17 protein-coding genes are annotated in these 22,847 nt (G+C 49.4%); 9 read left to right on the forward strand and 8 right to left on the reverse strand.

The window, feature by feature from the left end; genetic code table 11:
- The first annotated feature begins 168 nt into the window (after positions 1-168).
- The 3 genes from EA392_01550 to EA392_01560 all read left to right on the forward strand — a co-directional run bounded on the left by EA392_01550 (position 169) and on the right by EA392_01560 (position 1,499).
- Complete coding sequence (locus tag EA392_01550) at positions 169-567, forward strand: hypothetical protein (protein ID TVR41393.1); 399 nt, start codon at positions 169-171, stop codon at positions 565-567.
- A 301-nt stretch (positions 568-868) separates the two neighbouring features.
- Positions 869-1,171 carry a hypothetical protein gene (locus EA392_01555; protein ID TVR41394.1) on the forward strand — a complete coding sequence of 101 codons (303 nt, stop codon included), beginning with the start codon at positions 869-871 and terminating at the stop codon, positions 1,169-1,171.
- Positions 1,161-1,499: a DUF86 domain-containing protein gene (locus EA392_01560; protein ID TVR41395.1), complete on the forward strand. Its 339-nt coding sequence runs from the start codon at positions 1,161-1,163 to the stop codon at positions 1,497-1,499. Before EA392_01555 ends, EA392_01560 begins: the two co-directional genes overlap by 11 nt.
- Positions 1,500-1,851: 352 nt before the next feature.
- Here EA392_01560 and EA392_01565 read toward each other — a convergent pair whose 3' ends face one another.
- The gene (locus tag EA392_01565; protein ID TVR41396.1) at positions 1,852-4,338 is read right to left on the reverse strand and encodes a hypothetical protein; all 2,487 of its coding nucleotides are present in this window, start codon (positions 4,336-4,338) and stop codon (positions 1,852-1,854) included.
- Positions 4,339-4,610: 272 nt separating this feature from the next.
- On the opposite strand from EA392_01565, the gene ppk1 reads away from it, so the two are divergent.
- Both ppk1 and EA392_01575 read left to right on the forward strand, forming a co-directional pair.
- On the forward strand, positions 4,611-6,686 hold the full coding sequence (gene ppk1 / locus EA392_01570) for a polyphosphate kinase 1 (GenBank protein TVR41397.1): 2,076 nt from the start codon (positions 4,611-4,613) through the stop codon (positions 6,684-6,686).
- 21 nt (positions 6,687-6,707) lie between these two features.
- Positions 6,708-7,607 carry a hypothetical protein gene (locus EA392_01575; GenBank protein ID TVR41398.1) on the forward strand — a complete coding sequence of 300 codons (900 nt, stop codon included), beginning with the start codon at positions 6,708-6,710 and terminating at the stop codon, positions 7,605-7,607.
- Here the strand turns inward: EA392_01575 and EA392_01580 are convergent.
- Positions 7,604-8,263 carry a hypothetical protein gene (locus EA392_01580; GenBank protein ID TVR41399.1) on the reverse strand — a complete coding sequence of 220 codons (660 nt, stop codon included), beginning with the start codon at positions 8,261-8,263 and terminating at the stop codon, positions 7,604-7,606. The genes EA392_01575 and EA392_01580 overlap by 4 nt on opposite strands.
- A gap of 77 nt (positions 8,264-8,340) precedes the next feature.
- On the opposite strand from EA392_01580, the gene msrA reads away from it, so the two are divergent.
- Both msrA and EA392_01590 read left to right on the forward strand, forming a co-directional pair.
- Entirely contained in the window at positions 8,341-8,994 is a 654-nt protein-coding gene (gene msrA, locus EA392_01585) for a peptide-methionine (S)-S-oxide reductase (protein ID TVR41400.1), read from the forward strand.
- Positions 8,995-9,042: 48 nt separating this feature from the next.
- The gene (locus EA392_01590; protein TVR41401.1) at positions 9,043-10,263 is read left to right on the forward strand and encodes a hypothetical protein; all 1,221 of its coding nucleotides are present in this window, start codon (positions 9,043-9,045) and stop codon (positions 10,261-10,263) included.
- 6 nt (positions 10,264-10,269) lie between these two features.
- Here the strand turns inward: EA392_01590 and EA392_01595 are convergent, their stop codons facing one another.
- Positions 10,270-12,525, reverse strand: a complete 2,256-nt coding sequence (locus tag EA392_01595; protein ID TVR41402.1) for a hypothetical protein — start codon at positions 12,523-12,525, stop codon at positions 10,270-10,272.
- The gene (locus EA392_01600) at positions 12,518-17,578 is read right to left on the reverse strand and encodes a translocation/assembly module TamB (GenBank protein TVR41403.1); all 5,061 of its coding nucleotides are present in this window, start codon (positions 17,576-17,578) and stop codon (positions 12,518-12,520) included. Before EA392_01600 ends, EA392_01595 begins: the two co-directional genes overlap by 8 nt.
- A 135-nt stretch (positions 17,579-17,713) precedes the next feature.
- Between EA392_01600 and EA392_01605 the strand changes: the two genes are divergently transcribed.
- Both EA392_01605 and EA392_01610 read left to right on the forward strand, forming a co-directional pair.
- Positions 17,714-18,370 carry a phosphoadenylyl-sulfate reductase gene (locus EA392_01605; protein ID TVR41404.1) on the forward strand — a complete coding sequence of 219 codons (657 nt, stop codon included), beginning with the start codon at positions 17,714-17,716 and terminating at the stop codon, positions 18,368-18,370.
- Entirely contained in the window at positions 18,367-19,281 is a 915-nt protein-coding gene (locus tag EA392_01610) for an SDR family oxidoreductase (protein ID TVR41405.1), read from the forward strand. Before EA392_01605 ends, EA392_01610 begins: the two co-directional genes overlap by 4 nt.
- A gap of 48 nt (positions 19,282-19,329) precedes the next feature.
- On the opposite strand, the gene EA392_01615 is transcribed toward EA392_01610, so the two are convergent.
- From EA392_01615 to EA392_01630, 4 genes are all read right to left on the reverse strand, one after another.
- Positions 19,330-19,761, reverse strand: a complete 432-nt coding sequence (locus EA392_01615) for a PaaI family thioesterase (protein ID TVR41406.1) — start codon at positions 19,759-19,761, stop codon at positions 19,330-19,332.
- Positions 19,758-20,852, reverse strand: a complete 1,095-nt coding sequence (locus EA392_01620; protein TVR41407.1) for an AI-2E family transporter — start codon at positions 20,850-20,852, stop codon at positions 19,758-19,760. Before EA392_01620 ends, EA392_01615 begins: the two co-directional genes overlap by 4 nt.
- Positions 20,853-20,911: 59 nt before the next feature.
- A complete protein-coding gene (locus EA392_01625) occupies positions 20,912-21,502 on the reverse strand; it encodes a hypothetical protein (GenBank protein TVR41408.1) in 591 nt (196 codons plus the stop codon).
- A gap of 77 nt (positions 21,503-21,579) precedes the next feature.
- On the reverse strand, positions 21,580-22,833 hold the full coding sequence (locus tag EA392_01630; protein ID TVR41409.1) for an NAD(P)/FAD-dependent oxidoreductase: 1,254 nt from the start codon (positions 22,831-22,833) through the stop codon (positions 21,580-21,582).
- Between the last annotated feature and the right edge of the window lie 14 nt (positions 22,834-22,847).

Consider the following 22,847-nt stretch of genomic DNA (forward strand, 5'->3'; position numbering starts at 1 on the left):
TTGCATCGCACCCATATTTTCTGCATCTTTGGGCAAACCAAAGCTTTGGGCCACATAAGCGATGAAAAGTTGGGGGTGTGGGACGAGGTGAGGTTGTGTGCAATCAAAAAGCATTCAAAGTGAAACAGATGAACCACTAGGACATTAATTTTTAGTTGTGATTTTAAAATGAAAACAAAATCTATTTTGACACTAGTTGTTGTATGCATTCTTAACATAAGCTGTAAGAAAGAAAAAAGTAGAATTTGTGAACTTTACAGTAATGATGTTGAATACACAATTGGTACAGTTCAATCTATTACTTCTTCTGCATTCAAGGCAACGTACAATTACGATTACTCTGTACTCGGAATAAACTTTAAGGGAAAAATGAAGGCATACGGAATAGGTCAAGGAAATGAAAGGTTTATAGGCAAGCAGTTTGTTGTAATCTACGAAATAGGGAACGAATCAAATAGTGATTTGAATACAAATTATCTGATTGAATCAGAACAAGATTTTGAAGACTTCAAATCTGAATTTTCTTCAGGACCACCACCTCCTAACTTCCCTAATAATTGTAAATAAATGGCAGACACATTCGAATAGGCCGTCCCGCCAGCCATAGCTATGAGGGAGCGCACTTCGGCAGGCTCAGCAACCACCTCTCACACCACTCCCGAAATACTTCGGGATACGGTTCTCCCTGAAACCAGTTCGGGGCAGGCAGTATACGGCGGTTCCCTTAGGCTGCGCTCAGGATAAACTCCAAGTGATGGGTTGAGCATTTTGTACATATCTACTAAAGCGATATACCCTCTTTTACGCAGACGTTGAAGCTCATGTGGAAAGTTAACGCCGAAAATCATTAACTTTGGTGAAGAATGACATGAAAGAATTGAACAATCATATTAAACAAATCAATGAAGCCTGTTCGATGAATCAGGTGAAACGATTATTTGCTTTTGGCTCTGTTACTCGAAATGAGCTAAAAGCCGAAAGCGATATTGACTTCGTGGTTGAAATCAATGACAGCGACCCTATTTCATACACCGACCACTACTTTGCCTTAAAGGAAAAACTTGAGCAGCTCTTAAAGCGACCCATTGATTTACTCGAAGAAAAAGCTATTCGAAATCCCTTTTTGAGAAGTGAGATTGACAAGACCAAGGTGATGATATATGGGGAGTGAAATCAATACCTGGTTGTCGGACATAAAAGTAGCTATCCGTGAAATCAATTCATTTCTTCCTGAGGAAAGAGATTTCAAGAAATTTCAAAGTGACTTAAAAACAAAGCGTGCCATAGAAAGAAACATCGAAATAATCGGTGAAGCCGTCAACCGAATCTTGCAGCTAAATTCAGAAGTATCCATTTCCAGTGCTCGAAAAATAGTCGATACAAGGAACAGAATTATTCATGGATATGATTCTGTCTCAGAAGAAATAATCTGGGCCATTGTTATTCGTGACCTCCCGCATCTTGAAAGTGAAATTGACTCTTTGTTGAAAGAGAAATAAAAGCACTGGTTACAACAACCAGGCACCTATGATCTGCGCTGAGAGCGCGGTTCATGGTGGTTGAAGCTACACCACCCCAACCTTTTTCTGCATCTTTGAGCAAACCAAAGCGTTGGGCCACATAAGCGATGAAAAGTTGGGGGTTGTGGGACGAGCATACGATCTTCGTCAATATCATCAGACTCTTCACTTCGTTCAGAGTGACATCATGGTTCAAAGTACGCGTATTACATACATTCCGGGCTGTCCGGATCCCTATGCCTGGTATGCATTGGATGAAGGTGTCACTCTGAGCGATAAGCGAAGAGTCTCTTTGCACCTTATTAGTAATTCGGAACCCCGCGGTCGCGAACTAACGGAAAATGGTAATGGTGCCGTTGAGCTCCTCCTGTCGGCCATCGAGGTCGGTATAGTGCAGAATGTAGAGATACACGCCATCCGTCACATAATACCCCTGCCCGTTGTTGCCGTTCCAGGCAGGGTCACCGGGTCCACCGGTGTAGAGAAGCACTCCCCAGCGGTTAAAAATCCGTATCTCATAGTTTTCAATACATTGTGTCACCACACGAAATACGTCGTTGATACCGTCTCCGTTGGGAGTGAAGGTGTTGGGGATAAACACCAACGGGTCGCAAATGCCCGCTTGAATCGTAAGCGTATAGGTGTCCGAACAGCCTGCCGAGTCGGTGGCCAGAAGCGTTACGTCAAAAGTGCCTTGCGTGTTGAAGGTGAAACTGAAGTCTTCGGCATCGGAGATAAAATTGCCGTTTACACTCCACTCATAAAAATCAGCCAGCTCACTCTGGTTGTCAAAAGTTACCTCAAAGGGAATTTCTCCGCTGAGCGCACTGGCCTCAAAAAAGGCAACCGGACTACCATCGAGCACCTCAATAAAGGCGGTATCCGAGCCGCATTCATTTTGCACAAAGGCGTAGTAGGTTCCGGGTTGACTCACTTCCAATGTTCCACCCGCAACGCCGTTGTTCCAGGTGATGGGAAGGGTAGAGGTGGCTGTAAGCGTAATGGACTCACCGTTGCAGATGGCAGCCTCGCTTCCCTGCCCGATAACCACCAGCGGTTGGGTAGGCTGAGTAATCTCTATGGAGGCCACATCGCTTCCGCAATCATTGGTCACCTGAAGTGTGTACGTTCCGGGGAGAAAAACCTGGATTTCATCATCCGAAGAGCCCGTATTCCACAAGAATTCGCCCTGACCTTCGCCGAGCAGCACCACACTTTCTCCGGCACAAATCGAGGTGCTGCCCATTGGGATGATGGCCGCTTGTGGTGGAGCACCGCCATCCAATACTTCGATGCTCAATTCAGCCTCTCCACAGGGGTGTTCGAGTTGAACCAGGTAGCTTCCGGGCTGAGAAACCGTGAACACATTGCCCTGCGTGCCGTCCTGCCAGATAAAGTTTCCGATACCGCTCACAATCAGTTCAATGCTTTCGCCCTCGCAAAGTACCACGGGCTGTTCGTTGAGCAGGGTGATTTCAGGTTCACCGGCATCAATGATTTCCCATGTTTCGGTGGCAGTTCCGCATTCATTGCTCAAGGTTACGGAGTAGGTGCCTGGGCTTGATACCACCCATTCCGAATCAGTACTTCCGTCCGACCATTCAATTGTACCGTTGCCTTCTGCGCTGAGTGTAATACTTTGTCCTTCGCACAATCCTTGAGGGCTATCGGGTGAGGTTATCAGCGTGGGCGTATCACCTTCAGTCACTTCAATGGATGCTTCAGTTTGTCCGCAGGGGCCATTGAGAACCACGGTATAGATTCCCGGTTCGGAAACGGTTAAGGTATTTCCCTCATCGCCTGTATTCCATACAAAACCTCCTATACCTGAGGCGGTGAGTTCAATGCTTTCCCCGGGGCAAAGCTCCAATGGTCCTTCGGGCGAAATGACGGGCACTACGCCTTCAATGATGACCACTTCCAGTTGATCGGTTACCACACCGTTGCAGTCGGTGGCGCTCAGGGTAAGAAAAAAGGTTTCGGTATCATCGGGCCCAAGGGTATAGATGGTACTTAGCGCGGTTGGGTCGTCAAAGGTTCCTGAACCACCGCTCCATTCCCAATCGGTAAAAGGGCCATCCACCACGCCACCAACCTGAATCACATCGCCCGGACAAGCTTGTTCCGGGTCACCGGCAAAAACCGTTGATACCGGAACGGGAGCATTACAACCCGGGTTGTGGTAAAAGGCATTTCCATCAAGGTCAAAATCAACCGTGGCGCCGTCTTCTGCCCCGGGCACACCGGCCTGCGTTACAAGCAAACTCCGGTCGTAGGTGGCAGTGCTGCTGCATCCACCTCCAAAGCTGATGGTGGTGGTGCGAAAGCCCGTTCCAAAATTGGCGAAATGCCCCTGAAAGTTACCGGGACATTGATAGAGAATAATCAGCGTATCGCTCAGGCTGGCAAATGAGTTGGACGGAATACACATATCCGCAGAAGTAACCACCAACACCTGTGAGCCAGCAGGAAGCACCCCGTCTTCGGGTTCTACAAGCCAGCCGCAAGCTTCTACTTGTTCGTTCAGGTCGGCAGTGTTTTGTGCAGTCAGCGCATTCTGGCAAATTCCCTGAAACGCATTGTTGGGCCAATTGATGTTCAGGTTGGCTACATTGAGATCATCTGCTCCCACTTTAAAGCGAAACATCTCGTTCTTTCCCTCGCAACTGCATGTAGGTGTGGCTTCGTTTGGGCAGGTGCCACCCAATGTGCAGGCATCCACCATGATGCTTTCAATGGTAACACAATAGTCCTGAGCGATGGCAGGGTAAAAAAGCAATAAAACAATGGCAGTAAGTAGCCGCGAAGCAATTCTCATAGTGTGGAATCTGCTGCAAAAGTCGCGAAAAAGCCTCGTATCATCGGGGTTTAATGGCTTTAAGAAGGGGTTGTTTTATGCTGAACGAAATGCAAACGTAAACTGAACAATATGTTAAGCGCAGTTGAAAAGGTAAGCGTTACATACCTTTTGATGCGCGTAAAAGTTGAAGCCGACTGCTTTGGACAGAAATACTTCTCGCTTACAATTCTTAACATTGAAACCTGCTTTTGGTTTTACACCGCGGTTATCTTTGTCGGCAGCTTAATGCCATGGCCGTAAAAACCCGACAACAGCATATCAATCGCGAGGTTAGCTGGATGGCTTTCAACGAGCGAGTACTTCAGGAAGCAGCTGATCCGCGCAATCCACTCATAGAAAGGATTCGTTTTCTGGGTATCTACAGCAACAACATGGATGAGTTTTTCCGTGTTCGCATAGCTTCATTGCGTCGTATGGCGCAATTGGGAACCCGCGATTTATCCACGCTGGAGGACGACCCGCGCAAAATTTTGAGCCAGGTTCTCGATCTCGTAAAAAAGCATCAGGTTCGTTACGAAGAGTTATTTGGAGAGCTCGAAGAAGCGCTTCGGGCCGAAGGCATTCACCTGCTCGATGTGCATGAATTGTCGGATGATCAGTACGATTTTATTCGCGATTACTTTCAGCGCGAAGTGCGCCACAACCTTTATCCGGTTATTGTTTCCAAGCGCACCCGATTTCCCGCACTGGAAGACCACGCCATCTATTTTATGGTTGGCCTGACCATGAAGGGGGGAAGCAGGGCTTCTCAATACGCAGTGGTTCAGATACCATCGGATATGCCGCGATTTGTGGTGCTCCCACCAGCCGAAGGCAAGCAATACGTGATGTTTCTCGATGATGTGATCAGGTTGCAACTTCACCGAATCTTTGCACCTTTTAATGCGGAGCGGATAGAGGCTTATATCATGAAGATTACCCGCGACGCAGAGCTCGATATTGATGAGGATATTTCCAAAAGCCTGCTTCAGAAAATGGCGAGCAGTGTAGATCGGCGAAAAAAAGGACATTACGTTCGATTTCTGTACGATTCGGATATGCCAAAACACATGGTGGATTACGTTACTTCTTGCCTGGGTGTGTCAGGAAATGAGAATGTTATAGCCGGCGGTCGATACCACAACAGAAAGGATTTAATGGGTTTTCCGCTGATGGGCCGCAACGATTTGTGTTTTGAACCCCGTCCGCCGCTTCCTCACCCGCTTTTCCGAAAAGAGCGCCAGAACATTTTCGAGGTACTGGCCAGGCGGGATGTACTGCTGCATTATCCTTATCAGCAATTTGACCACGTGTTAAACCTGGTACGTGAATCGGCCATAGACCCCCACGTAAAATCCATACGTATCAACCTGTATCGCATTGCTGAAAACAGCCACATTGCCAACGCCCTGATGAATGCCGTAAAGAACGGAATCAAGGTGACGGTGGTGCTGGAGCTACAGGCGCGCTTCGACGAAAAGAACAACATCAGGTGGTCTAAACGCCTGCAAGAAGCCGGCGCAACCGTGTTGCACGGCGTGCCGGGTTTAAAAGTGCACAGCAAATTGCTGCTGATTACCCGTGCCGAAAATCGCAAATCCGTGCGCTATTGCCACGTGGGTACAGGAAATTTTCACGAGAAAACAGCGAGGGTGTATAGTGATGTAGCCTTGCTTACGACTAAAAAAGACATAGCCAAAGAGGTGAAAAAAGTATTCGACTTCTTTGAAAACAACTACCAACGCGTGCAGTACCGACAGCTACTGGTATCACCTTTCAATGCCCGAAGAAGATTTACCGAGTTGATCAAGAATGAAATTGACAACGCAAAAAAAGGACTTCCGAGTGGCATGGTGCTCAAATTGAACAACCTGGTAGATTCTACGCTCATCAAACGCTTGTACGATGCCAGCCAGGCAGGCGTGCAGGTGCAACTCATAGTGCGCGGGGTGTGTTCGCTGGTGCCGGGCGTTGCCGGGTTGAGCGAAAACATTCGCGTAACCAGTATCGTAGGTCGATTTTTGGAGCATGCGCGCATTTACCGCTTTGAAAACGGCGGAAACCCGCTGTTTTATTTGGGAAGCGCCGACTGGATGACGCGCAACCTGGACTACCGGGTAGAGGTGACAGTGCCTGTGCTTGATGCCGATATTAAAACCGAGCTGGATGACATTTTAAGAATCCAACTCGCGGGCAACGTAAAGGCCCGCATCATTGACTCCTCGCTCAAAAACAAGTATGTGCCTCGTGAACAGGGCGATGAAGTGGTTCATTCACAGGAGGAACTGTATTCGTACTACAAGGCAAAACTGGAATCTTATCTTTGAGCCCGATAAGCATCCTCCACCTTGAAATTTGCTGCCATAGATATTGGATCCAATGCCATTCGATTACTTCTTCAGGAAGTTTTTCTCGAAAATGGGCGGCATTACATAGAGAAAACAGCCTATTACCGCGTGCCCGTCCGTTTGGGTGCAGATACCTTTACCACAGGGGTGATCAGTGAAGAAAAACAGCGGCAGATGATTCGCACCTTTCAGGCATTTGAGCATCTGTTGCACGTCTTTCCGGTGCAGGCATACAGGGTATGTGCCACCTCGGCTTTGCGCGAATCTGAAAATGCCACGGATGTTTTGATCCATATCCGAAACGAAACGGGCATCAACATTGAACTGATCAGTGGGGAGGAAGAGGCCGATTTGATTTTCAATACGTTTAAGGTTCAGGATATTGACCACACGGGTAATTACCTGTTTATTGACGTGGGAGGAGGAAGCACGGAGCTCACCCTCATCAAAGCAGGCCAGCGTATCAGGTCAATATCATTGAGAATCGGAACGGTGCGGGCGCTTCAGAACAAAGTGTCCAAAAAGGAGTGGGTGCAGGCAAGGAGCTGGATTCGCGAGCTGGTAAAAGACGAGCATCAACTGGTTGCCATCGGAACCGGGGGAAACATCAATCGCATTTTTAAAGAAGCTGATAAGGAGAATCGCCGGCATATCACACGTGCTGAACTGCAGCGATACTACGAGTTTATTGCCGGATTGTCGTACGTGGAGCGAATTACCCAATTGGGGTTTAAGCCCGACCGCGCAGATGTGATCCTACCCGCCGCCGAAATCTTCTCGAAGATTATGGATATGGCGGGTATTTCCGTCATGATGGTACCCAAAATTGGATTGTCGGATGGGATTGTGCTTCAGCTTTTTGCAGAATGGAAAAGCCGAATCCGGCCAAGCAACGCTTAACGAAAGTCTATTTTCAGCACGTTCACAAAATCATCTGCTACGGCGTCCTTCAAGGTCAATTCAACGCGCACGGAAGTTTGGTCATCACCCACCTCGGCAGGTGTACCACTCACAGATTGAATTTGGTTGGCAAAGTTAAACTGGTAATGGTACTGAATCATTCCAAACATTTCGCTGCTTCCTTCGGGATTGAGCGCGGGCTCTCCGTCCTCGTTTTCGCCCAAACCGGGGTTCTGCGTTTCAAAATGGATGTACAGCGAATTTCCGTCCTTGCTAAAACGCAAATAGGATTGATTGTCTTCAGAACTTTCGGCATTTCCCTCCTGGGCCTGGTTCAAGGCTTCGAGGTTATCAAAAGCGAGATGAACAGAAATCTGGCTGTCCTCATCCTTCAGGGCCAGAAGCCTGAGCCCTTCAATTTCTCCCATTTCCTCACGAATCGCCGTCATGGTCGAATCGTCGAGCATGGTGAGTTCAACCTCTTCACCGGGTGTTTCACCATCTTCTCCCATTTGCATCAAGCCCTGCGCCATACTGTAGTCTATGCGCTGAATAAACTCACCGCTAAAGTCGCTGTTGAAAGTGTAGGTTTGTTCAATGGTGCATGAGGTACACACAAAAAAGGACAGTAAACAGATTACCAGAAATTGCCGCATAAAAATTAATTTGCCGCGAAGGTAGGCAAACAATTGCCGTATGAACCTGTTTTGTGAGTGCTATCTTTGTACTCCAAATGATCAAATCACTGAAATACGGACTGCTGCCGGCCTTGATGTGTATTTTGCCATTCTCCTGCAAAACTGCCTCGGATCCGGTGCATGCTGAAAAAGCTCACACCTATATGAACAATGAAAATTCCCAGGTTGCGGTGCTCGGTGCCGGATGTTTCTGGTGCGTAGAGGCCATTTTTGAAGCGCTGAAAGGAGTGCAGGAAGTGGTTTCCGGTTACGCCGGAGGCGAGATTAAAAACCCGTCGTACAAAGAGGTTTGTACCGGCAGAACCGGCCACGCAGAGGTTGTTAAAATTATTTTTCATCCCGACACCATTACATTCGATGAACTGCTCGAAGTGTTCTGGCAAACACACGATCCCACGACCCTCAACAGACAGGGAGCAGATGTGGGAACGCAGTATCGTTCGGTTGTGTTCTACACCAGCGAGGAGCAAAAACGAATTGCCGAGACCTACAAAAAACGACTCAACGAGGAAGGGGCTTATCCCAACCCCGTGGTTACCGAGATTAGTGCGTTTGATGTGTTTTATCCTGCCGAGGACTACCACCAGGAGTATTTCCGCAACAACAAGGACCAGCCATACTGTGCGATGGTAATCAAACCCAAAATGGAGAAATTCCGAAAAGTATTTGCCGAGAAAATCCGCAACTAAGGGCCACGGACTTAACACTCCACGAATAGATTTAATGATTATTTGACAATGCGCCTCCCGAGGTTGTATCTTTGCGGGAGAGGTGCTGATGATGGCCCTTTTCAAGATTTGAGTTTCGAGCAAACAAACGGGCTAAGACGTTGGATAGGTTCACATGAAGGTGGACGTGGTGCAACGGTGGTTTTTGTAACCGGCTTACACGGTAACGAACACACTTCGGTGTCGGCCCTCAATCAAGCTTTCCAAAAGTTTGAATACCTCGTTTCACGCGAATCCCTGAAAGTAAAAGGCAACGTATATGTGCTAGCAGGCAATCTGGGTGCGCTTGCCAAAGGAGAAAGATACCAGGTTGAGGATTTAAATCGTATCTGGAGTCTCAAAAGGATTGATGCCGTAGAAAGAGGTGTGACCTGCGAAAGCTGTGAAGAAGTGGAGCTTCGCGAATTGTTGATTGCTTTTCGTTCCATCCTGTCAAATGGAAACAGTCCGTTTATTTTTGTTGACATCCACACTACCGGGTCACGCACCATTTCTCATATTCTTATGAATGACCTGCTTCTCAACCGAAAGCCAGGCAGCCATTACCCTTTGCCTGTGGTAATGGGGGTTGACAGTCTTGCAGAACACAGCATGCTTTCATTTGTGAATGAAATGGGGCATGCGGGGATAGGCTTTGAAGCTGGTTTGGACGGTCAGGACAGTACAGCGCGCCTGATAGAAGCTTTTTTTTGGCAAACCCTGGTTTGCAACGGGCTGTTGAAGTCCAAGGAAGTACCTGATTTTTCTGAATACAGAAAGATTCTGAACAGCGTGAATCACGGTAAACAGGAGGTGTACGAAATTCACTATGTGCACCAGGCTTCGCAGGACGATGAATTTGAACTCGTTCCGGGCCACCACAACTTTCAGCCAATTGTGAGAGGCCAATACCTGGGCCACAACAAGCACGGTGCGGTGTTATCAAAAAGCCGCGGGTATGTGTATGTATCCGGTTGGAGTGGGGGTGAGAGCGGTGGATTTTTTGTGCTTCGGAAGGTGAGCAAAAGTTGGTTGAACCTCTCTGCACTGCTTCGGAAATCGCGTGTTGAACGACTCATGGGTTGGTTGCCCGGCATTCAAAAAACCAAAGAGCCTGCCGGCGCGTACAGGGTGAATATTTGGGTGGCACGCATTTTTGCAGCCGCCTTATTCAAGTTACTCGGTTATCGGGTACATCGTCAGGACGGATTCCTGATTGTAGCCCGCCGCGAAGGCTCAGAGCACATCTGATTGAGGTTAGAACGGATATCCTACCGCGATATTGAACACCGGTCGTTCGCGCCAAAACTGCCTCGACCACCCGTTGTTTTCCTCCTGGTAGGGCTTTCGCAGTGGATACGCCAAGTCCAACCTCAGCACAAAAAAGCTAAAGTCCATACGCATACCTACACCTGCACCCACTGCAAGGTCGTTGAGCATTTCAGAAGCCTCAAACTGACCTCCGGGCTGGGCCGGGTTGTCGTTTAGAAGCCACACGTTGCCTGCATCCGCAAAAATGGCCCCTTTGAAAATCGAAATAATCGGGAAGCGGTATTCCAGATTGAGCTCCAGTTTTAAATCTCCGTTTTGGTCAAGAAAACCTGTAGTTGCCATTTCAGATGAAGGCCTGAACGAACCCGGTCCCACCGTTCTCGCCCTGAAGGCCCTGATGCCATTGGGGCCGCCCGAAAAGAATTGACGCACATAGGGCATGTGCCGGGTTTCGCCGTAAGGCAGGCCGGCTCCGGTGTAAATCCGACCGATTAAACTGCTTGATTTCCCGGTTTTAAAGTAATAGCGCAAGTCTGAGGTAATTCGTACATAACTCGAAAAAGTGCTCCCCAGAAATCCTCCGGGGTTGGACAAATCCACCGTCCCTGCGAAATAAGTGTGGTTCCTGATTTCATCAATCACCAAATCGTTGAATACAAACCTGTAATCTGGCCCAATCATGAACTGCTCCTGGAAGCTGTTGGCAAGAAAGGGGTTGGCAGCAAGCAACTCGTCAAAGGCCGGCGTGGTTCTCGACAGGTTGGAGTAGGTGATATAACCGGGTGTAATTTCATGAGTCACCACCTTACTGGTTTGCACTACATAGGCAAAAGACGACGACACAGTGTGTAGCATAAAGAATTGTGTGCGGTTTACAAATTCTGTTGAAAGCCTCACGCGTGTTCTCGGAACAAAATCGGTGAGGAGGCGCACACGAAAAGGTAAAATGAGCCTCGGTATCTGTAACTCACCATTCAAACCAAACTGGTAGGAAAGTAGGTCTGAACCTGAAATCCCCTCTGAGCCACTTCCGCCAATCACGGTTTCCACACCCACATTTCCATCTATCCTGAGCATTTCGGCTCCGCCAAAGGCATTGCGGTTCATCCAGTTAATGGAAAGACCCGGCCCGGTAAAGTTGTTGGATTTACTCACCATTTCCAGTTCGGCGCGTATCGTTTTCTTGTCCAGGGGGGTGAGATAAATCCGGGCATCGAGTAAATCGGTGGTGTCGGAAACAGACTGAAACTGAATATCTGCAAAACGAAAAACTCCCAAGCCCATCAAGCGGTTCAGGGTGAGCCGGTGGGCATTGCGCGTGTACGTGGCATCGGGTTCAATAAAAACAGACCTGTGGAGCGCCTTGGCTCTGAACAACGGGTTCTCAATAGGATTGTAATACCTTACCCGGTTATAAATGGAAGCGTGCCCGGCGGATGTGTCTGTGGCTGCTCCAATGGTATATTCCGGAAATACATGCACATTTCGAAAACGGTATATTCTTCTGGCGTTAGCCGGTACGTCATCGGCGGCCTCTAGGTACAAATTCATGCGATGACGACCCGAGGTAGTGTCGGCCGTAATAAACACGTAGTCCGGATGAAAGTAGTAGTATCCCTTGTTTTTGAGCCTTAGGTCAATACGGTCTCGCTCCTGTTGCATTACTTTAAGTTGGTAGCGATCTCCGCGTTGCAGTAATGTTGCATCGGCTGAGCGGTAAATAGCCCTTCCTGGAGGCACCGTGTCGGGGACAAATTGTATTGTGTCGAGGCGGTAGGGGTAATGTAAATGCGCAGTGTACACTACTTTGGCCCGCCGTTTTTTATGGTGAACCACCTCAAAATCTACCTCTGCGTGCAAATATCCATGATTTTGAAGTCGGTTGGTTAACAGGCGACTCACAGATTCGGGTCGAACAGCCTCAAGTAAAACCGGAGGTTTCCCGATTCGATACTTCAATGTTCTGCGTAATCCCTTCTTTTTCTTTGGTTCCCGAATCATGTTGTGAAGTACAAGAAAGGGACGCATTCCAAGCAGCTTAGCATTGGGCTCGGGCTGTATCACTTCGTTCAGTTCGTCTCGCAGCAATGTCTCGCGTTCTAGTTTCTCCGGACAATGAAGTTCCAGTTTGGCACCGGTATAAAGGGTTTGGCCTTCCTTCAATCCGCGCACGCCCGAGCAGGAAACCGCGACCACGGTCCACAGAGCCAGCAGGAAGTATAGGGACGCGTGCTTATTCATTTTCCTGTTCTGTTTCTTCCATTTCTTCGGGTTCTTCACCTTTCGGAAGCGGTTCTTCCTCCTGTGTGGTGGCCTCTTGCCGGCGTCTGTTCTCAAACAACTCGCGGGTTGCGTTATAACTTCGGCTAAAGATAAGGGCCACTCCTGTGCGAATGATTTCGCCGTCAATCATGCCTTCAAAAGTGTTTTTTCGGTAACCGCGCAAACGCCAGATGGCATCGGGGGTCAGCTTGTATTCAACCGAAAGGTCTCCAATTAGATCACTTGCGTTTTGCGTGCGGCGCTGATCACCTTCAAGGTCAATGCTTCCGCCTACGTGTACGGTAATTCGCTCGTTAAAAAGCTCTTTGCTTACACCCACATTCAACTGGGTTCGTCCTTCGGCCTGTCCGGTTGTGTAGTCTTCGTATGAGTCGAGGCTCAGGTTTAAATCCACGCCTTTTACGTATTCTTCGGTAACCCTTCTTATCTGACTATTGAGCACATCGGCCATGCTGCTTCGCGCTGTTGACGCCATACTTCTACCGCTTCCGGCAAGAGGGTCGGCAGGCAGGAAATGCCCGAGAACGAGCAGTGAAAACACCTGTTTGTTCCGCTCTGATTCGGACTCAGGCTGATTGAGAAACATAAGACGATTGTTGACCTGACCACCCAGGGCTCCGCGCTGTGCATCAGGTAATCCCAGTTCAAAGCCGATGTCTGGTTCCAGCAGGTACTCGGTCATGATAAGACGTACCTCGAAAGGTAATTCCTGACGGTAGCGCCCCATTTCCTCACGGCTCATGTTGGGTGATTGATCGCGGAGTAAACCCAGGGCATCGGTTCTCACCACATGAGTGGCCCGGAAATCAATGCGCGCGTCAAGCGGGTCGCCAAGCCATACGATGCTGCTGCCTTGCTCAAGCTCAAACTTGCGGCGTATAACCGTGCGGTACACCAACTGGTACACCCCGCGATCTACCTCGTACCTTCCGCTCAGGGTAACTTTTCCGCTTGGGTCCACACCAAAAACCAAATCGGCATCACCCTGTATGTCAATAAAATTATCTTTGGTTTCATCCAGGAAGAGTGTAAGCTCTGTTTCGCGGTTCAGCACCAGGTTGGCCCTGAGATCCACACCCTGAAGCGCACTGGTCATGGGGTCGCGTGCGGCCTTGCGGGTAATCACATCTGAGTACCTTCCGTGAACGTCCACAAAAGCATTGATACCCCCGGCAGTCTCAGCGCGCGCTTCGCTTTCGGGTACTACCAATTTGAGCGAAGACCCTTTGGCCAAACTGGCCTGCGCCCTCACTTTAGGTTGGTTCAAGTCTCCTCGAAGCCGCACAGTGCTATTCACCTTTGCGTTGCCGTAAAACAGGGCGTCCGTGCTTTCTGCCACCCGAAGCACGCTAAATTGGTCCATATCCAGATCAAGCTCAAAAACAATATCGGTGAGCGAATGCGTGGCAACCATTCCGTTGATGATGGCGGTTTTGCCTTCGTCATCGCGCAATGTGAATTTGTCAACGCGGATACCCGCATTGCTGGCAGAAACAGTTTCCTTATCCAGGGAATAGCCCACTCCGAGAAGCGGAACAAAAAATGAGGTCTCTATCAGAGTGATGTCTCCGTCGTAAACGGGTTTTTCCGGATTGCCCGACACAGCAATGCCCCCTGTAAGTGTACCGGTTAAGTCTTGCACATCATCCAAAAAGGGCTGAAAGCTTCCGAGATTGATTCGCGCGATGTTCAAGGCGATATCGATCTCGTTTTCGGGCTCACGATGGATGCTTCCTTCGAGGGTAAGTTCGTTGTTAACCCCTGTGAGATGCATGTCCAGATCGGCACCGATAGGGGTGTTTTCCATGTGCAAACTAAGGTCGCCCACTATCATCTCCCGATAGCCGAGTTGGTCAATATTGAGGTCTGCTTCCAGCTCAGGACCCGTTTCAGGGTAGCTGAAGGCAACCACGCCGCTGAGCTTGCCTTCCACAAAATCCCCTTCACTGTCAATAGCCGAGGCGAGGTCAGCGAGATTGAAACGCCTGAAAGACAAATCAAGGGGAGCATTGGGGACCGTGTCCCTGCTTTGAAGTTTTACCTCACGGTGATTCTGCGCTATACTTAGGTTATTGGCCCAAACACCGCCTTCGCCAAATGCAAATACGTGTTCTTCAGAAACCTGCCAGGGCTCATTGGCCATGATAACTCCGTCGGGTTGAAGCCTGAATTCAAATCGCCTGCCACCAATACTTTGAAAATAACCGCTCAGGAGCAGGCTTTGATAGTCTGCCGAATCAACAATACTCACCGTGGTACTGAGAATCTGGTCTTGCAAATTGCCATAAAGCCTGAAATTGCTGATTGAAAAAGCCTCGGTTCCGGCTTCCTGAAAGGCAAGGTCATATGTAAAGAGGCTTGAATCGGAACGCAGGTAAATATGCAGACTATCCAGATGAAATCCTGCATACACGGTTTCGGGCATGCGAATATCCACATCGAGGTGCTTTTGCTGTTCCCTGAAACTTCCTTTGATCACCCCGGGTGTAAAGCGTTCTAAATCGGGAATCAGTACCTGGGTCAATAGGTTCGTGCTGTGAAAGGTAAACGAGAAGTCAAACTCGGCGTCGGTGCGTTTGGCAGACTCAATGGTGTCGCCAAAATGATAGTAGTATCGCACATGGCGCATCACAGCATCGCCAATGCCAGTGGCGGCGAGGTTCCCTTCAAAAGAGCCTTCCATAAAATCTGAGTGCACAGAAAAGGAAGTGCTGCGTGTTTGCGAAGAAAAGTTCATCACGAGCGAATCGAGGTGATAGCGCTTGTCGTAGCTGAAAAAGTCCCAATCGTCAAAGCGAATCATGGCCAGCAGTTCCGAAAGGGTATCGCCGATTATGCTGAACTCCGTTTGTCCCCGCACGCGCATGTCGTTTTCTGCCAAACCGGCTCCGCTGGCGTCCAATCCGTGCAAGCTCAGTCTGCCCGTAGCATGTGGAACTTTGAGCCAGGGTTCGGCTACCACGCCTAAGTCAAGTGCTATCAGGCTGTCGTTGACGGCCAGATCGGCCACCAGTTCACCGTTGTGCAGCGATGACTTGAGCGAAACATCCGTAAACATCCAGTGCGTGTAGCTCATCTCATGAATCAGAACATCTACATCGGCGGTGGCTGTTTGTGGGTCAAGTCCCTTTCCGGTCAGATGGACGTCGGCGCAAAACGGGCCCAGCGTATCGGGTTGATTCAGAAAAATACCTAGTTCAAAAGGGTCTATCAGCAATGTGGCCGTGTACTCGGGCAGGCTATCGGGGGGCATCAGGTAGCTGGCATCCAGGTGAAGAGTGGCAAGATCGCTTTGTACATCCAGCAAGCAGCTCAGGTCATTGGTTTTACCCGCCACTATTCCCGAAACCTTTACAAAACGGGGCAGTTGAAATTCGTTGGCAGCTTCACCCATCAAATGCCCCAAATCGTGCTTTCCGGTTCGCAAGGTTTTGATTTTGATGTCGAACTCGGGTTCATCCTGCGGGTTTAGCAGACTGCCATACACGTCGGCATGGGTTTCCTGTAACGCGTCGGCGCGAAGTTGCTTAATGCTGATTTGAGACGCATCGCCTTCCAGCAATGCCTGCAACGAAACCGAGGTTCCTGCCATCGAGGCCAGTGTTTCCTGCTCCTTGAGCGATGGCATAAAAGCAAACAAATCATTCCAGGCAAAGGAGAGATCGGGAAGGTGCAGGCGGAAACGCGACTGCTCAGGGTTGTTCAGTAGTACATCGCGGGTGGGGTAGCCCAATTCGAGCGATAAAGCCGCTGAGCTGTTTCCGGTTTGCAGTAATAGGTCGTTGAGAACCAGGGTGTCCGGGCGAAGGTCCAGGTCAAAGCCGAGGTGGCGCAGCTCAAGGCCACTCTGCTCCTGAAAACTGAGGGCTGACCATCGGAGCGACTGCCGCTCGTCGGAAATATAAATATCCTGAATATCAGCAAGAAGATTCTGCAAATGGAGGTGGTTGGCGTCAAAACCCGGCGCAGGTGAAACCGCGTGATTGCTGAAAGCGATGTGCTGGTTTTCAATCAACAATTGATTGCCTTCAACCCTCCACGGAATATCGGGAAAGGTGAGAAGGGAAGGCTCGTCGGACTCCGCAGAAAGCTGTTCTTCGGGTACTGCGTAGTTGTTTATGTTCACGCTACTGTGGGCAAGGTGAACTTTGTTGAAACGCACGTGCTGATCTTTCAGACTCACAAACAAGGGCTCCAGTTGGAGTGAGCCGAGGTTGAGCTCAAGGTCGGTGCTGTCGGGAAGATGTGCATAGCGCAGGTTGATGTGCTCCCAGTTCAAAGCGTCGAGAGTAATTTCCCAGCCCGGTATTTCTCCGCTTTCGTCGTCTTGCTCAGAAACGGGCGGAAGCCGTAACTGCCGATGTTGAATATCCGTGTGGGCCGTTTCGATGCTTCGGATATGCACGCGTTCTTGTTCCAAATCGAGGCTGTGAACCTGCACGCTGAAGTGCCCGAGATTCCACGTGGTTTCCATTCCGCCAAAGTCATCCAGAAACGAGCCCCGTATTCTGTCGAGCCTCACTTTCTGAACATCCACTGTCCATGCCGAAGGGCTATCGGGTTCGTCTTTTGGTGGTTCATCGGTGGTGTCAGATGCAAAAGCCTCCGGAATAAAGGAAAAGTTAAAGCGCTCACCGTTTTCCTCGCGATGAATACGGGCGGTAACGTCACGCAAGCCCACGTAGTTCACCTGCACCTTGCTTCGGAGAAGTGCAGTCATGGCAATGTCAACCTTCAGCTCACCCAGGTAGAGCAGGGTATCTTGTTGTTGGTCTTCAACATAAAGGCCCTTGATGACCAGTTCATCGGGAAAAGCGATGTAGATTTTATGGAGCGTAACAGTGGTTTGAAGCTTGTTTTCAAGGTAGTTGGCGGCTTTTTTCACCACCCAGGTCTGCACAGGCGGCAGCAGAATGGCACCCACCAACAACAGCAAAAGCATGGTGCAGGCTGCGAGGAAGAGAAGTACAAACCGTACAATTTTGCGAATTACGCCCAATGCCTGCGCCATGCAGCAAAGATAACCAATGCGCTGTGGCTTTGGTAGGCCTTTATTTCAATGAAGGAGGCACTGGTGCAAAAAAAACCGCGATTTGCTTTTACATAGAGAAGGCATTATCAATGAGTGGAAATATATCTTTGCATCGTGAAATTTGAGGAGATACAAAGTTATTTGCAACGCTACACCGAGGAAGGTAAAAAGTGCTTCGTTACTTCGTCGTTTCAGAGTCACAGCCTGCCGTTGCTTCACATGCTGAGCCGGATGCCCTTTGAAATTCCGGTGCTGTTTATCAACACGGGATTTCACTTTCCTGAAACACTGACCTTCCGTGATGAAGTGGTTGAAACTTTTGGCTTGAAGATGATTGATGTAGAGTCGCTAGTAAACCGCATTGACCAGCGCGACCAAAACGGTCACTTTTACTTTACCTCTGACCCGGACCGCTGTTGCTACATCAACAAAACCCAGCCCCTGGAGCCTTTTCTGATGGCTTTTGATGTGTGGATAAACGGAGTGCGTGCCGACCAGAACGCCAATCGCCGCAACATGCAAACTGAGCAGGAGGCCCCACACAGTGTAACGCGCTTTCATCCCATATTGGATTGGACGGCGCGCATGATTCACGAGTACGCCAAAGAGCACGAGCTACCACGGCACCCGTTGGAAGACCAGGGCTACCTGAGTGTAGGATGTGAGCCATGTACCCGCAAAACCGACCTGCACGATGATCGCAGCGGTCGCTGGTTCGGCATGCAGAAAACCGAATGCGGACTACACACTGATTTGATAAAACCATCATGAAAATACTGATCACCGGAGGAGCCGGATACATCGGCACCGAATTGACCTACGCATTGGCCCAGATGCAGAGCGTAAGCGAAATCTGCGTGTACGACAACCTGAGCCGCGGCAACTACAACTTTTTTTTGGGCAACCGAAAGCTTCCTTCCAGCAAAGTGCGCTTTGTGCAGGGTGATTTGCTCGACACCCGAAAATTGCGCAAACACGTGGCGGAGTGTAATGTGGTTTTTCACCTTGCAGCACGCGTAACCACACCTTTTGCCGACGGACAGCCTCACCTGATGGAGCAGGTGAATCATTGGGGAACTGCCGAGTTGGTGCACGCCGCCGAACTGGCCGGAATAGAGCAGTTTTGGCATGTGAGCAGCGTTTCGGTGTACGGATCTACGAGCGTCCCGGCGGGCATAGGAAGCCCCATCGGTCCACAAACCTTTTACGGTATTTCAAAGTTGCGGGGTGAGCAGCACGTTGAGCGGCTTTTGCAAAAAGTGCCGGGAGCCATCCTGCGCTGCGGAAACGTTTATGGCTACAGCCGTAGCATGCGCTTTGATGCCATGATTAACCGCTTCATGTTTGAAGCGCGTTTTCAGAAGAAGATCACCATTCAGGGCAATGGCGAGCAACGCAGGGCTTTTATTCATGTAGATAAGGTGGTCGAGGTGCTTTGCAGTCTGATGCAAAATCCCCCCTCAGGCAGGCTCTACAACGTGGTGGAGCACAATCTGAGTGTGTTGGAAGTGGCCGAAAGGTTGCACGAATTGTATCCCTCGCTGGAGATGATTTTTGTGAACCAGCACATGCCCATGCGCTCGCTGGAAGTGATACCCGATGAAAAACTCAATGAGCGTTTTAATCGCAATCGTCATCTGCGGAATGAACTGGCAGATTTTAAGGAAGCTTTTAGTTTTTGATTGTGGATATTCGGATTTCAGTGGCGCACTGAGAAAAGAATGAGATTTTTATTCCAATTCCGAAAGCTTCATAGCTGATGTCATAAACTGCCCGCTTCCAATACCGCAGAGCCGGTTTCGGGCATCGTACAAACGCGACGATGCCAGTACAATGGTGGAGCCGGGTTTTTCTATCACCCCCTCGGCTCGTAATATTCCGCTCTTTACGGGTCGTATAAGCTGAACCTGAAAGGAGGTAGTAAGTATGAAAAACTCCGTTTGCAGGGAGGAAGCTGCGAAAAACGCCGCATCATCCAGCAGCTTGAAGTACACTGAGCCGTGCAAACTTTGTCCTGCGTGAAAAAACCTGTCTTCAACCATGTGCTCTATCACCGCTTTACCTTCTTCTAACAGGATGGTCACACCGCTGTATACCTCCCGATTCACGCGACCCCGCAGGTACATGGTTTCCAAAAAGCGAAAGTGCGATTCCTGATTCATAAGTTTCGGGTAAGGGAACTAACCACTTTGTATTGAGAGAAAAGCTCCTTGGCTATAATCCGCAGCACCGTGTAGGACGGAATGGCGATAATCATTCCGGTGATACCGTAAAGCGTACCTGCTACGGAAATCACAATGAAAATTTCAAGCGGGTGTGCGTTTACCACGTTGGCAAAAAGCACTGGCTGAGTAATCATATTGTCAAACAACTGCATGCAGGCAAAAATGACGAGGATCCAGCCGCTCTTGGGTAAAAGCTCGCTGTAAAAGTTCAAATCGAGGTTGGTGAGCATCACGATAATAACCCCCAAAATGGCGCCCATTACCGGACCGAGGTAGGGGATGAGATTCAACAGACCGGCCATGAAGCCGATAATCAGGGCATTTTCGATTCCCAGAAAAAACTTGAGCGAAACGCTGATTATGAGTGTTACAAGCGCAACCTGAATCACCAAACCAAAGCAGTAGCGCGTTAACAGGCGCTTGGTGTTGTCAAGGATTACACGCACGTGGGGCACTTCGGCATCGGGCACCAGCGTTTCGAGAATGCGCTGCAGCAACATCCCGTCGCGGAGAAAGAAGAAGCCCATAAACAACACAGAAAAAATGGCGATAAAGAGGTTGCCCAGCACTCCGAAAATGCTTTGAAATACACTCGAGACCTTTCCGAATTTGAGAATATCGCGGATTTGTGCCCTGAAATAGTGCTCGTCGAAGCGCTCTTCGGTGAGCTCATAGTCTGCCAGAAATTGCGAAAACCGATTCAGCGGCTCTGCAAATGCGCGGGCTACTTCATTTGCTTCGATGGAAGAAACAATGCGCGCCTGTTGGGCGATAAGCGGCACAAACAAACTGAAAATGCCCACCACAAAAAGTATCATCACAATCAACACAATCAATGCACTGAGCGAGTTGGGTAATCGAAAGTTCTTGATGCGGATTTTGCCCAGAAGGTTCATCAGTGGACGGCCCAGCAGAGAAAGCACCACCGCCAGGATGATGTACACAAAAATGGTACGCAGCTGGTAAACAAGGTAAACAGCCAGAACAATCCCCAGGATTGCACCGATAATTCGCAGCACATTTTTCACCCCCGAAAATTAGAAAAACCAAGGGAATGGTGTGCGGCAACTGAAAAGTCTTTGTTGGTTTAGAAACGCAGCCTCATGCCCATGGGGCTTACTTCAAGATTGTTCAGGATGGGAGAGAGGTTTTTCTTATAATGTCCGCGGTAAATGGCGTACATCACGGCGTCAAGCACCAGTAGAAATCCGCCTTGCACCATGATGGAATAACCCCAGCCTGTGAAACGGTCTCGCTGGTCGGGCATGCGGTTGGCCAGCTCGGTGAGAAAAAGTCCGCTCATGATGTAGCCCACGTCCAGTCCGGCGTTGAGGAGGTAGATTTTCTCGGTTCCGTAGTGCCCGTCAACAGTTTGTTGCCACGATTTTCCCGCGCTTCCTTTGCGCAGACCAAGAAGCCCCACACCGGCAAGCCCTGCGTTCACCACATTCCAGTAAACATTCATTTCGTGAAAATGAAAATCGGCACCTGTTGTCTGCGTCATGAACGCACCGCTTACAGCAAAATTTCCTACTGCCCAACCGCCTAAAGCATACATACTTCGTTTGCCGATTTGGTCTTTTCGTGCGTTGAAAGCATCAATGTCTGACTGCTGCGAAAACACAGGAACCGCAATAAATCCGAAAATGGCGAGTAGAAAAAGTGTACGTGTAAGCATGGTATAATGGGTTTTAGAGTTCAACAAGGCAGCTCTTTGATTGTTCGGATGAATCCAACCCACTCCGGAGGTTTGTCTTACTTGACGGTGAGGTCGGCCGGATCAAACCCAAATAGAAAGAACCGCGTCAGAAAACTGTGCAGACCACGGCTGTAGCCACTTCCGTTGATGGCATCACCGGTAAAAACCCGCGACAAGTGCATTTCAACGTGGGGTGCAATGATTTTACCGACGGGGTTTTTGCTTTGGGCCATTCCCGCGCGATACAAGGTAAACAATCTGCCGTTGTACCACGAGTCGATCACCCTGCGCCATATTTTTACTTCCCATTTCCAGTCCTGCTCGTAGGCGGCCAAAGCAGATTCTTCACCTCCGGCAGCAATCACATCTGCCACGCGAAAAGCACTTTTCATACTCAGGTACAATCCCGTTGAAAACACCGGATCAATAAATCCGGCCGCGTCACCGATACATACCCAGTTTTTGCCGTAAAAGCGCTCGTTGATATTCTGCCAGTTGTTGAATTTCACCACTGGTGTAATGCGTTTTCCGCCCTCTGTAAATTCACGCAGACGCTCATCGCTGCGCACGTAGTGGTCGTATTGTTCCTCGGCAGTGGTTCCGTGTGCAATGAGGTGGGTTGGGTTAATGACAACCCCCAGCGAAACCCTGTCTTTCAAGGGAATACGCCAATTCCATCCGCGCTCCAGGTAATCCACGTGGATATTTCCTTCGTCAATGATTTTCACCTTGTCCCAATGGGCAAAAAGCGCCCAGTCTTTGCGGTCGCCTTCAACGGTTTTTATCATTTCGGTTCGGGCAATCACGCGCGACCTTCCCGAAGCATCCACAATCCAATCTACGCCATCCTCAAAAAAACCATCCGTTTTCAGCAGGGTCTGGTTGTCCAGTCCGATGCGGTTGTCATCGAGCCTCACTATACCAGCCGTGTGCGGAAAAACCACACAACCCGCTTGTTTGGCACGTTGCAAAAGGGTCTCATCAAATTTATCGCGAGGGGTATTGTATGCGTAATCAGGAAGCTTTCCTTTTGCGCGAGAAAAATAGGAAGTGATTGTTTCGTCTTTACTCAGGGTTACAGTCGCACCGGGCTTATGGCGACTGAAAGATTTCACTTCTTCTTCCACGCCCAGTTTTCGAAGCATGGGAATCACTGCAGGCAACAATGACTCGCCTACGATCAAGGGTGGGCGTTTGCCCGTATGGAAAATTCCCACCTTAAACCCCTTCTCAGCCAGCAAAGTAGCCACCGTACTACCGGCAGGACCTCCTCCGAGTACAGCTACAGTTTGTGTTCTATTGCCGTTCATTTCAATTCTGGTTG

The sequence above is a fragment of the Cryomorphaceae bacterium genome (assembly GCA_007695365.1).
In the GTDB taxonomy this organism is placed as follows: domain Bacteria; phylum Bacteroidota; class Bacteroidia; order Flavobacteriales_D; family SKUL01; genus SKUL01.